The sequence below is a fragment of the Nocardioides plantarum genome, from assembly GCF_006346395.1.
Taxonomy (GTDB): Bacteria; Actinomycetota; Actinomycetes; order Propionibacteriales; family Nocardioidaceae; genus Nocardioides; species Nocardioides plantarum.
In genome coordinates this window covers 1-12439 of sequence record NZ_VDMS01000004.1, presented here as the reverse complement: position 1 = coordinate 12439, position 12439 = coordinate 1, and the positions used below count along the sequence as shown (strand labels likewise).

9 protein-coding genes are annotated in these 12439 nt (G+C 70.7%); 7 read left to right on the top strand and 2 right to left on the bottom strand.

The features are described 5' to 3' along the window. Positions 1-24: 24 nt before the first annotated feature. Positions 25-1005, bottom strand: a complete 981-nt coding sequence (gene corA, locus FJQ56_RS16220; RefSeq protein WP_211351117.1) for a magnesium/cobalt transporter CorA — start codon at positions 1003-1005, stop codon at positions 25-27. A 33-nt stretch (positions 1006-1038) separates the two neighbouring features. Between corA and FJQ56_RS16215 the strand changes: the two genes are divergently transcribed. The 4 genes from FJQ56_RS16215 to mshC are packed head-to-tail and all read left to right on the top strand — an operon-like array spanning position 1039 to position 4409. Next, the gene (locus FJQ56_RS16215; RefSeq protein ID WP_140010645.1) at positions 1039-1767 is read left to right on the top strand and encodes a histidine phosphatase family protein; all 729 of its coding nucleotides are present in this window, start codon (positions 1039-1041) and stop codon (positions 1765-1767) included. A gap of 12 nt (positions 1768-1779) precedes the next feature. Further along, positions 1780-2379, top strand: a complete 600-nt coding sequence (locus FJQ56_RS16210; RefSeq protein WP_140010644.1) for a DUF3090 domain-containing protein — start codon at positions 1780-1782, stop codon at positions 2377-2379. Positions 2380-2395: 16 nt separating this feature from the next. After that, positions 2396-3142 carry an SCO1664 family protein gene (locus FJQ56_RS16205; protein ID WP_246084211.1) on the top strand — a complete coding sequence of 249 codons (747 nt, stop codon included), beginning with the start codon at positions 2396-2398 and terminating at the stop codon, positions 3140-3142. A gap of 22 nt (positions 3143-3164) precedes the next feature. Further along, positions 3165-4409 (top strand): cysteine--1-D-myo-inosityl 2-amino-2-deoxy-alpha-D-glucopyranoside ligase, encoded by a 1245-nt coding sequence (gene mshC / locus FJQ56_RS16200; protein WP_140010643.1) that lies wholly within the window; start codon positions 3165-3167, stop codon positions 4407-4409. A 710-nt stretch (positions 4410-5119) separates the two neighbouring features. Here the strand turns inward: mshC and FJQ56_RS16195 are convergent. After that, positions 5120-5983 (bottom strand): PAC2 family protein, encoded by an 864-nt coding sequence (locus tag FJQ56_RS16195; RefSeq protein ID WP_140010642.1) that lies wholly within the window; start codon positions 5981-5983, stop codon positions 5120-5122. Positions 5984-6164: 181 nt separating this feature from the next. Between FJQ56_RS16195 and metH the strand changes: the two genes are divergently transcribed. The 3 genes from metH (at position 6165) to FJQ56_RS16180 (ending at position 12359) form a co-directional block, all read left to right on the top strand. After that, positions 6165-9911, top strand: a complete 3747-nt coding sequence (gene metH, locus FJQ56_RS16190; protein WP_140010641.1) for a methionine synthase — start codon at positions 6165-6167, stop codon at positions 9909-9911. Beyond that, positions 9911-10570, top strand: coding sequence for an HAD family hydrolase (locus tag FJQ56_RS16185; protein ID WP_281284690.1), 660 nt, complete (start codon positions 9911-9913; stop codon positions 10568-10570). The genes metH and FJQ56_RS16185 overlap by 1 nt, the downstream gene beginning before the upstream one ends. 145 nt (positions 10571-10715) lie before the next feature. Then, entirely contained in the window at positions 10716-12359 is a 1644-nt protein-coding gene (locus FJQ56_RS16180; RefSeq protein ID WP_140010640.1) for an ABC transporter substrate-binding protein, read from the top strand. The last annotated feature ends 80 nt before the right edge of the window (positions 12360-12439 follow it).

Below are 12439 nucleotides of genomic sequence, written 5' to 3'. Positions count from 1 at the left end.
CCTCGACCGACGTGGTGGGTCGACCTACAGCCAGCCAGACCGCTTGAAGAACCAGAACAGCACCGCCGACGACCCGAGCATCAGCAGCAGTGCGAAGGCGTAGCCGTACTGCCAGGACAGCTCTGGCATGTGGTCGAAGTTCATGCCGTAGACGCCGGCGATCAGCGTCGGGGTCACGACGAGCGCGGCGCCGGCGGAGATCTTGCGCATGTCGTCGTTCTGCTGCACCGAGATCGAGGCCAGGTGGGCGTCGAAGGCGCCGGACAGCAGGGTGTCGAGGGTGTCGACGACCTCGGCGGCCTGGGTGAGGTGGTCGACGACGTCGCGGAAGAACGGGGCCGCCTCGGCGTCGACGCCGGGCACCAGGCCGGAGGCGAAGCGGCGCATCGGCTCGCGCAGGGGCAGGACGGCGCGGCGTACCTCGGCGATCTCGCGCTTGAGCGTGTAGATGCGGGCCGAGTCGCGGGTGCGGTCGTTGGAGAAGACCGACTCCTCGACCTCGTCGACGTCCTCCTGCAGGTCGGCGACGACCTCGAGGTAGGCGTCGACGACGGTGTCGCACACGGCGTAGACGACCGAGGACGGACCGTGGGTGAGGACGTGCTCGGCGTGCTCGAGGTACTCGCGGGCCGCGCGCAGCCGCGAGCCGCGGCCGTGGCGCACGCTGACGACGAAGTCGTCGCCGACGAACAGGTTGATCTCGCCGGTCTCGACGGCGTCGTCCTCATCGACGTACCAGAGCGTCTTGAGCACCAGGAAGATGCTGTCGTCGTACTGCTCGAGCTTGGGGCGCTGATGGGCGGTGAAGGCGTCCTCGACGGCCAGCTTGTGCAGCCCGAAGGCGTCGGCGACCTCGCCGAGCTCGATCTCGCTGGGCTGGTAGAGCCCGACCCACACGAAGCCGCCCTCGTCGGCCGCCGAGGACCGGAGGGCGGCGTAGTCGTGGTCGTGGCAGTCGACCAGCACGCGCTGTCCGCCGCGGTAGACGGCACTGTCGACGATCACGGGCGTCACGCTAGTACGCATAGGGTCGGATCCATGGCAACGGTGATCTTCGTCCGACACGGCCGGACCACGGCCAACGCGTCGGGCACCCTGGCCGGGCGACTGCCCGGCGTCCGCCTCGACGACGTCGGGGTCGAGCAGGCCCAGCGCACGGGGGAGCGGCTCGCGGTGGTGCCGCTGGCCGCGATCGTCACCAGCCCGCTCGAGCGGTGCCGTCAGACCGCCAAGCTCGTCGTCGCGGCCCGTGAGAGTGCGCCCAAGGTGACCAGCGAGAAGGGCATCAGCGAGTGCGACTACGGCGAGTGGCAGGGGCGGCCGCTGCGCGAGCTGGCCAAGGAGCCGCTCTGGAAGGTCGTCCAGGGCCAGCCGTCGGCCGCGGCGTTCCCCGGCGGTGAGTCCCTGGCGACGATGCAGGCCCGCTCGGTGGCCGCCGTACGACGTCACGACGCGGCGATCGAGGCCGAGCACGGCCCCGGCGCCGTCTGGGTGGCCGTGAGCCACGGCGACATCATCAAGTCGCTGCTGGCTGACGCGCTCGGCATGCACCTCGACCTGTTCCAGCGCATCAACGTCGACCCGGCCTCGGTGTCGATCGTGCGCTACACCGGCACCCGCCCCTACGTGCTCGCGACCAACACCCACGCAGGCGACCTCTCGTGGCTGGTGCCGCCGCCCGCCAAGAAGACCCGGGGACGCCGTACGACGACCGCCGCGCAGGACGCCCCCGTCGGGGGTGGCGCGGGCCCATCGACCGGCCCCTAGGCTAGGAACGACATGCCGATCATCCACGCCTTCGACCCGCCCGAACGCTTCGTCGCCGGAACCGTCGGCGAGCCCGGCGCCCGGACCTTCTTCCTCCAGGCCCGCACTGGCCTGCGGGTGACCTCCGTCGCGCTCGAGAAGCAGCAGGTCGCCGCCCTCGCCGAGCGCATCGACGAGCTGCTCGACGAGGTGATGGCCACCGACACCTCCACCGTGGTCCCCGCCGTGGCGCCCCTGGGGCTCGAGGACTCCGCGCCGCTCGAGCAGCCGATCGAGGAGGAGTTCCGCGCCGGCACCATGACGCTGTCCTGGGACCCCGCCGACGAGCGCGTGGTGATCGAGGTCTTCCCGATCACCGACGTCGCGATCGTCTCCGCTGACGAGATCGAGGACGGCGACGAGCTCGACGACGACATCGTGGAGCCCGAGGCCGACGAGCTCCTGCTCGTCCGGATCACCGCCTCCGCCGCGCGGTCGTTCGTCCAGCGCACCGAGCAGGTGCTCGACGCCGGGCGTCCCGGCTGCCCCTTCTGCGGCAACCCGATCGACCCCGACGGCCACCTCTGCGTGCGCGCCAACGGCTTCCGCCGCCGCGACCCGCAGACCCCCTGAGGCGGTCGACCACCACGTGGGCGAGCTGGAGCTGCGCGGGCGGATCATGCCCGCCTCCAACGCGACGTTCCTCGGCGAGCTCGACGGCGTCAAGGTCGTCTACAAGCCGGTGCGCGGCGAGAAGCCGCTCTGGGACTTCCCCGACGGCACCCTCGCCGACCGCGAGGTCGCGGCGTACGCCGTCTCGCAGGCGATCGGGTGGGACGTCGTGCCACGCACCTGGCTGGGTGACGGGCCCCACGGGCTCGGGATGCTCCAGGAGTGGCAGGAGCCCGATCCCGACCAGGAGGCGGTGACGATCGTGCGGAGCGGTCGCGTGCCCGAGGGGGCCCTGGCGGTCTTCGACGGTCTCGACGACCAGGACCGCGACGTCACCCTGGTGCACGAGGACTCCGCCCCGCTGCGCCGGATGGCCGTCTTCGACGTCGTCACCAACAACGCCGACCGCAAGGGCGGCCACGTGCTGGAGATGACCTCGGGCCACCGCTACGGCGTCGACCACGGGCTGACCTTCCACCACGAGCCCAAGCTGCGCACGGTGCTGTGGGGCTGGCACGGCTACGCCCTGGACGACGAGCACGTCGCCGGTCTCGAGCGGGTGCTGGCCGCGCTCGCAGGCGAGCTGGGCGAGACGCTGGCCGACCACCTCACCGACCTCGAGATCGACACGTTCTCGCGGCGGTGCCGCAGGCTGCTCGACCGCGGCGTGATGCCCGCACCGCGGCGCGGCGAGTACCCCGCCATCCCGTGGCCGCCCTTCTGAGACGGGTCACTAGAGTCGGGCCATGCGTTCCTGGTCCGCTCCGGAGGTCCCCACCCTGCCCGTGACGGGCCCACCGGTGGTCCTCCACGACACCGCGAGCGGGCAGCGGGTGGCCATCGGCCCCGAGCCGGGTCGACCCGCGCGGCTCTACGTCTGCGGCATCACGCCGTACGACGCCACCCACCTGGGTCACGCGTCGACCTACGTCGCCTTCGACCTCCTCCAACGGGCCTGGCGCAACGCCGGCCACGACGTGGTCTACGTGCAGAACGTCACCGACGTCGACGACCCGCTGCTCGAGCGGGCGACCAAGGTCAACGTCGACTGGGTCGAGCTGGCCGAGCGCGAGACCGAGCTGTTCCGCCAGGACATGACCGCGCTGCGGGTGCTGCCGCCCGACCACTACGTCGGGGCGGTCGAGTCGATCCCGCTGGCCGTCGAGATGATCGAGCGGCTCGACGCGGCCGGTGCGATCTATCGCGTCGAGACCGACCTCTACTACTCCGTCACCGCCGACCCGGCGTTCGGCGGCGAGTCCGGCTACGACCGCGACACCATGGTCCGCCTGTTCGGCGAGCGCGGGGGAGACCCCGACCGCCCCGGCAAGCGGGACCCGCTCGACTGCGTCGTCTGGCGCGGCGAGCGCGAGGGCGAGCCGTCGTGGCCCAGCGTCTTCGGTCGCGGGCGCCCCGGCTGGCACATCGAGTGCGCCGCGATCGCCCGCCACCACCTCGGCGGGGCGTTCGAGGTCCAGGGCGGCGGCAGCGACCTGGTCTTCCCCCACCACGAGATGTGCGCCGGTCACGCCCAGGTCGTGGCGCCCGGCACCCCGTTCGCGCAGGTCTACAGCCACGCCGGCATGGTCGGCTACGACGGCGAGAAGATGTCGAAGTCCCGGGGCAACCTGGTCTTCGTCTCCGCGCTGCGCAACAGCGACATCGACCCGATGGGCATCCGGCTCGCCCTGCTGCGCCACCACTTCCGCAGCGACTGGGAGTGGGTCGACGGCGAGCTCTTCGAGGCCGTCGACCTCGTCGCCCGCTGGCGCAAGGCCGTCGCCCTCGGTGCCGGAGCGCCGGCCGGTCCGGTCGTCGAGGAGGTCCTGGCCGCGCTGGCCGACGACCTCGACGCTCCGCGTGCCGTCGCCGCCGTCGACGCCTGGGCGTCGGCCACCCTCGGCACCGACGGCCTCGCCGACACCTCCGACCCCGACGCCGCGGCCGGCATCGCGGCCCTCGTCGACGCGGCGCTCGGCATCAGGCTCTGAGCGACGAGTCCCGAGGCCGCCGCAGGTGTACGCCGGTCTGTGGCGACTCCGCCTTGTCGCCGGTCCTTCGGCGTACGGGTCGGGCGTCCTGAGCGGTGGGTGAGCCACCGTTCTGGTGCGTTGGGCGGGTCGGTTTGAGGGCTGACGCACCGCTGCGCTGGACGGTCAGTTCGGGCGGTGGGTGAGCCACCGTTCTGGTGCGGTGGGCGGGTCCGTTTGGTGGCTGACGCACCGCTGACCTGGCCGGTGGCCCGACCGGAGAGATTCTCCTGAACCAGGTTCACGGGATTCTCTCCAGTCGCCGAGGACCCGGGTCTCGGGGTGTCCGCGCTGGACGAGGGCGCGGCGCAGCCCGCCCTTGTCTGCGCCATGAAGCATTCCGGGAGAGGCTCGCGGTCAAGGATCGCGAAGCGACCGCGTAGCGGCGGAGCGAAGCGACGTCCTTGACGGCGAGACCCGGAATGCTAGGCGCGCGGACACCCCGACCCTGCGAGACCCGCGCCGGGAGAGCCCCGATCCCGCGAGAGCTCGATCGGGTCGGGTGCGTCGGTTGTGGGGGTCTCGAGGCTCAGGCCTGGCGGCCTTCGCACCTCGACCGACGTGGGGTGAAGTGGGTCGGGTGCGTCGGTTGTGGGGGGTCTCGAGGCTCAGGCCTGGCGGCCTTCGCACCTCGGCCGACGTGGGGTCGGGTCGAGTCGGCGGCGTACGCGTCAGGCGGGGCCGGCTCCCGGCTCGTCGCCGCGGCGCTTGAGGTAGCGCTCGAACTCGCGGGCGATCGCCTCGCCGGAGGCCTCGGGGAGGTCGGCGGTGTCGCGGGTCTCCTCGAGGGAGCGCACGTAGTCGGCGACGTCCTCGTCCTCCTCGGCGAGCTCGTCGACGCCGCGCTCCCACGCGCGAGCGTCCTCGGGCAGGTCGCCGAGCGGGATCGACACCTCGAGCAGGTTCTCCAGCTGTCCGAGCAGCGCGAGCGTCGCCTTGGGGCACGGCGGCTGTGCGACGTAGTGGGGGACCGCGGCCCAGTAGGACACCGCGGGGATGTCGAGGCGGACGCAGGCGTCCTGGAACACGCCGACGATGCCGGTCGGTCCCTCGTACGTCGACTGCTCCAGCTTGAGCCGGTCGACCAGCTCGAGCTCGGTGGCGGTGCCGGTGACCGGGATCGGCCGGGTGTGCGGCGTGTCGGCCAGCAGGGCGCCGAGGGTGACGACGAGCTCGCCGCCCAGGTCGTCGCAGGCGGCGAGCAGCTCGGCGCAGAACTGGCGCCAGCGCATGTTGGGCTCGATGCCGCGGATCAGGATGACGTCGCGGTCGAGGTCGGGCGGCGAGGCCACCGCGATCTGCGTGGTGGGCCAGGTGAGCTGGCGGTGGCCGAGCTCGTCGGTCGAGACCAGCGGCCGGTTGACCTGGAAGTCGTAGAACTCCTCGGGGTCGATCGCACCGACGACCCGCGCGTTCCACACCAGCATCAGGTGGTCGACGACCGACGAGGCCGCGTCGGCCGCGTCGTTCCAGCCCTCGAAAGCGGCGATGACCAGGGGGTCCACCAGGTCGGGCATCTCGTCGATCTCGATCATCGCTGAAGCCTAGCCATCCCCGGCTCGGGTCCCAGGAACAGCGGCACCCCGCGCGGCGTTCCACCCCCGAGCACACCGCCGCGATTTCGCCGCCCCGTGACGCGGTGTCACGATTTGAGATCCCTGTCCGCGTCCTGGACGCGCGTTCCTAGGCTGGGACGTCGACCCTGAAGGAGTCACTGTGCCGGACCTGCGCCCCGACGTCACCGAGGAGCTCACCGCCCTGCTGCGGGAGCGGATCGTGGTGCTCGACGGAGCCATGGGTACGGCGATCCAGCGCGACCGGCCCTCCGAGGCCGGCTACCGCGGCGAGCGATTCGCCGGCTGGCCCAGCGACCTGCAGGGCAACAACGACCTGCTCACGCTGACCCAGCCCGAGATCATCGCCGGCATCCACCGCGAGTACCTCGAGGCCGGCGCTGACATCATCGAGACCAACACCTTCAACGCCAACCGCGTCTCCCTCGCCGACTACGGCATGGAGGAGCTCGGCTATGAGCTCAACTACGAGGCCGCTCGCCTGGCCCGCCGCATCGCCGACGAGGTCGCGGCCGACACCGGCGTGCCGCGCTACGTCGGCGGGGCCCTCGGCCCGACGACGCGTACGGCGAGCATCAGCCCCGACGTCAACGACCCCGGTGCCCGCAACGTCGGCTGGGACCAGCTGGTGGCGGCGTACCTCGAGTCCGCCAACGGCCTGGTCGACGGCGGCTCCGACCTGATCTTCATCGAGACGATCTTCGACACCCTCAACGCCAAGGCGGCCATCTACGCCGTCGAGACGCTGTTCGAGGAGCGCGAGCGCCGGTGGCCGGTGATCATCTCCGGCACCATCACCGACGCCTCCGGCCGCACCCTGAGCGGCCAGGTGACCGAGGCCTTCTGGGACTCCGTGCGCCACGCGCGCCCGCTCGCGGTCGGGCTCAACTGCGCGCTGGGGGCCAAGGACATGCGCCCCTACATCGCCGAGATGAGCCGCCTGGCCGACACCTTCGTGTCGTGCTATCCCAACGCCGGGCTGCCCAACGCCTTCGGCGAGTACGACGAGGCGCCCGACGAGACCGCCGCGATGCTGTCCGAGTTCGCCGAGGCGGGGTTCGTCAACCTCGCCGGCGGGTGCTGCGGCACCACCCCCGACCACATCAAGGCCATCGCCGGCGCGGTGGCCGGCAAGACCCGTCGCGAGCCGGCGGTCCTCGCCCCGGCCATGCGGCTCTCCGGTCTCGAGCCGTTCACGATCGACGACGACAGCCTCTTCGTCAACGTCGGCGAGCGCACCAACATCACCGGCTCGGCCAGGTTCCGCAACCTGATCAAGGACGGCGACTACGACACCGCGCTCGCGGTCGCCCTCCAGCAGGTCGAGAACGGCGCGCAGGTCATCGACATCAACATGGACGAGGGCATGATCGACGGTGTCGCGGCCATGGACCGCTTCACCAAGCTCATCGCCAGCGAGCCCGACATCAGCCGGGTGCCCCTCATGGTCGACTCCTCGAAGTGGGAGGTGATCGAGGCCGGCCTCAAGAACGTCCAGGGCAAGGCCATCGTCAACTCCATCTCCATGAAGGAGGGCGAGGACAAGTTCCGCGAGCAGGCGACCCTGGTCAAGAAGTACGGTGCCGCCGCGGTCGTGATGGCCTTCGACGAGGACGGCCAGGCCGACAACCTCGAGCGCCGCAAGGCGATCTGCGAGCGCGCCTACCGGATCCTGGTCGACGAGGTCGGGTTCCCGGCCGAGGACATCATCTTCGACCCCAACGTCTTCGCCGTCGCCACGGGCATCGAGGAGCACGCGTCCTACGGCCTCGACTTCATCGAGGCCACCCGCTGGATCAAGGACAACCTGCCGGGCGCCAAGGTCTCCGGCGGCATCTCCAACGTGAGCTTCTCGTTCCGCGGCAACAACCCGGTGCGCGAGGCCATCCACGCGGTGTTCCTCTTCCACGCCATCGAGGCCGGCCTCGACATGGGCATCGTCAACGCCGGCGCCCTCGTGGTCTACGACCAGGTCGAGCCCGAGCTGCGCGAGCGCATCGAGGACGTCGTGCTCAACCGGCGCCCCGACGCCGCCGAGCGGCTGCTGGAGGTCGCCGAGGCGCACAACAGGGCGGGCGAGAAGGCCGAGGCCGCCACCGAGGAGTGGCGCGAGCTGCCGGTCGGCGAGCGGATCACCCACGCCCTGGTCAAGGGCATCGACGCCCACGTCGAGTCCGACACCGAGGAGCTGCGCCAGCTGATCTCCGACCGCGGTGGCCGTCCGATCGAGGTCATCGAGGGCCCCCTCATGGACGGCATGAACGTCGTGGGCGACCTGTTCGGCGCCGGCAAGATGTTCCTCCCGCAGGTGGTCAAGTCGGCCCGCGTGATGAAGCGCGCCGTGGCCTACCTGATCCCGTTCATCGAGCAGGAGAAGGCCGACCTCGTCGCCGCCGGGGGAGTCGCCTCGAGCGACAAGGAGACCAACGGCACGATCGTGATGGCCACCGTCAAGGGCGACGTCCACGACATCGGCAAGAACATCGTCGGCGTGGTCCTGCAGTGCAACAACTACGAGGTCATCGACCTCGGCGTCATGGTGCCTGCGCAGAAGATCCTCGACACGGCCGCCGAGGTCGGCGCCGACATCATCGGGCTCTCCGGACTCATCACCCCCAGCCTCGACGAGATGGTCACCCTGGCCACCGAGATGCAGCGCCAGGGCCTCACCATCCCGCTCCTCATCGGCGGTGCGACCACCTCGCGCGCCCACACCGCGGTCAAGGTCGACCCCAAGTACGACGGCCCCGTGGTCTGGGTGAAGGACGCGTCGCGATCGGTGCCCACCGCGGCCGCGCTGCTCCACGAGACCAAGCGCGAGGCGCTCATGGCCGACGTCAAGGTCGACTACGACGCCCTGCGCGCCCGGCACGCCAACAAGGGCGACCGCAAGCTGGTCTCCTACGACGCGGCCCTGGCCGACGCCACCCCGGTCGACTGGTCGGCGTACTCGCCCCCGGCGCCGAGGCAGCCCGGCATCCACGTGCTCGACGACTACGACATCGGCGAGCTGCGCGACTACATCGACTGGCAGCCGTTCTTCAACGCGTGGGAGATGAAGGGCAGGTTCCCCGACATCCTCAACAGCCCGACGTCGGGCGAGACCGCCCGCAAGCTCTACGACGACGCGCAGGCGATGCTCGACCGCATCGTCGAGGAGAAGTGGCTGACCGCCAAGGGCGTCTACGGGTTCCTGCCCGCCGCCGGCGACCCGGCCCACCCCGACGACACCTTCGTCTACACCGACGAGTCCCGCAGCGAGGTCCGCGCCACGCTGCACCACCTGCGCCAGCAGGGCGAGCACCGCGAGGGCATCCCGCACAAGTCGCTCGCCGACTTCGTCGCGCCGGCCGACAGCGGCCTCGCCGACCACGTCGGTGGCTTCGCGGTGACGGCCGGCATCGGCCTGCCCGACCGGGTCCAGGCGTTCAAGGACGACCTCGACGACTACAACGCGATCCTCATCGAGTCCCTGGCCGACCGCCTGGCCGAGGCCTTCGCCGAGCGGCTCCACCAGCGCGTGCGCACCGAGCTCTGGGGCCACGTCTCCGACGAGGACCTCTCCCAGGAGGACCTGATCGCCGAGAAGTACGAAGGCATCCGTCCGGCGCCCGGCTACCCGGCCTGTCCCGACCACACCGAGAAGCTCACCCTGTGGGAGCTGCTCGACGTCGAGGCCGCGACCGGCATCACCCTCACCGAGTCGATGGCCATGTGGCCGGGCGCCTCGGTGTCGGGCTGGTACTTCTCCCACCCGCAGTCGCAGTACTTCGTGGTCGGCCGTCTCGGACGCGACCAGGTGGCGTCGTACGCCGAGCGCAAGGGCTGGAGCCTCGCCGAGACCGAGCGCTGGCTCTCGCCCAACCTCGGCTACGAGCCCGAGGACTGATGGCCGACGCACGCCGACCGGCGGCCGTGCTGTGGGACATGGACGGCACCTTGGTCGACACCGAGCCCTACTGGATCGCCACCGAGTTCGCCCTGGCCGACGAGTACGGCGGCACCTGGAGCCACGAGCACGCCCTGCACCTGGTCGGCAACGACCTGCTCGAGTCGGGCCGCTACATCCAGCAGCACATGCCACTGCCCCTGGGGCCCGAGGAGATCGTCGAGCGGCTGCTCGACGGGGTCGTCGCCAAGGTCGAGCAGGCCGTCCCATGGCGTCCGGGGGCCCGTGAGCTCCTCGCTGCGCTGATCGACGACGGCATGCCGTGCGCGCTGGTGACCATGTCCTACGAGCGGTTCGTCGCGCCGATCCTGGCCCAGCTGCCACCCGGGTCGTTCCAGGTCGTGGTGACCGGTGACCGGGTGACCCGGGGCAAGCCCCACCCCGAGCCCTACCTGAGCGCCGCCCGGCTCCTCGGGGTCGCGCCCGGCGACTGCGTGGCCATCGAGGACTCCGAGACCGGCTGTCGCTCCGCGGAGTCGGCCGGCTGCACGGTCCTGGCGGTCCCGCACCACGTGCCGGTCGACCCGGGGGAGCGGCGGGTGCGCCGCGAGACCCTGGTGGGCGTGACGCCCGCCGACCTGGCCGCCGTCCTCGTCTGAGGCGAGGATCTGCGGCCCAGCGGGTCAGGTCTCGTCAGATCGTTGCCAATTCGGGACCTCGGCCGCACGTCTCGAGGGTGGCGTGGGCCACTGACCTGCGAGTAGGTTCACGGCGTTCTTCTCACATCCTCGGAGGTACACGCTCGTGACCCCAGTTCGTAAGGCCCTGTCCCTGACCGGCGCCGGCATCCTGATCTGCACCCTCGCCGCCTGCGGTGGCGACGACGGCGGCAAGTCGGGCAACGCCAACCCCGACAACTCCAACGCGCCGTCCGACGCAGGCACGAGCGCGTCGTGGATCCTCGGCACGACCGACCCGGTCGTCTCGATCGACCCCGCGGGGGCCTACGACATCGGGTCGTGGAACCTGCAGTACTCCATCTTCGAGCAGCTGCTCGTGATCCCGGCCGGTGGCGACCAGCCCGAGGCCGACGCGGCCGAGTCGTGCGACTACGACGACCCGCAGACGGTGACCTGCAAGCTGCGTGCCGACAACAAGTTCTCCAACGGCAACGCCCTCACGTCGTCCGACGTGAAGTTCTCGTTCGAGCGCAACATCAAGATCGCCGACCCCAACGGCGCCTCGTCGCTGCTCGGCTCGCTCACCGAGTCCAAGGGCGACGCCGCTCCGACCCTCGTCGACGGAGCCATCGAGACCCCCGACGACACCACGGTGGTCTTCCACCTGACCAAGCCCGACCAGACCTTCGTCAAGGTCCTCACCACGGCGGCGGCCTCGATCGTCGACGAGGAGACCTTCCCGGCCGACAAGCTGATGGACAGCGCGAAGGTCATCGGCTCCGGCCCCTACACGCTGTCCGACTACAAGGTCGAGCAGCAGGCCGCCCTGACCGCCAACACCGAGTACACCGGCACCCGCTCCGGCAAGGCCAACCAGGTCATCGTCAAGCTCTACAAGGAGCCCAGCGCCCTGCGCTCCGACATCGGCACCTCCAAGGTCGACGTCGCCTGGCGCACCCTGAGCGCCGTCGACCTGGCCGACCTCGGCAAGACCGACGGGCTGAGCGTGCTGAACGGCGACGGCTCCGAGTTCCGCTACTGGGTCTTCAACACGGCCACCGCCACGGGCAAGCAGCTGCCGGTGCGTCAGGCCATCGCGAGCATCATCGACCGCGCCGAGATCACCCAGGACGTCTACGACGGCACCACCACGCCGGCGTACTCCCTGGTGCCGCCGGGCTTCGCGGGTCAGAAGGAGTCGTTCAAGGAGGTCTACGGCGACGCCCCGGACCTCGACGCCGCCAAGAAGTTCCTCTCCGACGCGGGCGTCAAGACGCCGGTCAAGCTCAACCTCGGCGTCCCGCCGGACAAGTACGGCGACGCCGCGGTCCAGGAGACCAACACGTTCGCCGACCAGCTCAAGGCCAGTGGGCTCTTCGACGTGACGGTCGTCAGCGACCCCTACGAGGAGTACAAGGAGAACTACCGCGAGGGGGCCTACGACCTCTACATGCTCGGCTGGTACCCCGACTTCCTCGACGCCGACAACTACCTGTCGCCGTTCCTGCGTGACGGTGGCTTCTTCGCCAACGGCTACAGCAACGACGAGGTCAACAGCCTGCTCGACGACGAGCTCGGCGCGACCGACGAGGCCGCCCGTGCCGACGCCTTCGGCAAGATCCAGGACATCACGGCCAAGGACGTGCCGGTCCTCCCGTCGTGGAACGGCAAGAACTCCGCCGTCGCCACCTCGCAGATGGACGGCGTCGAGGAGACCCTCGACCCGACGTACATCTTCCGGATCTGGGACGTGACCAAGAAGCAGTGAGCTCCAGGCGGCGGAGCGGGCACCGACGGGTGGCCCCTGCGCCGGAAGGCAGTACCGCCCAACCCCACCAACCCCCCCCC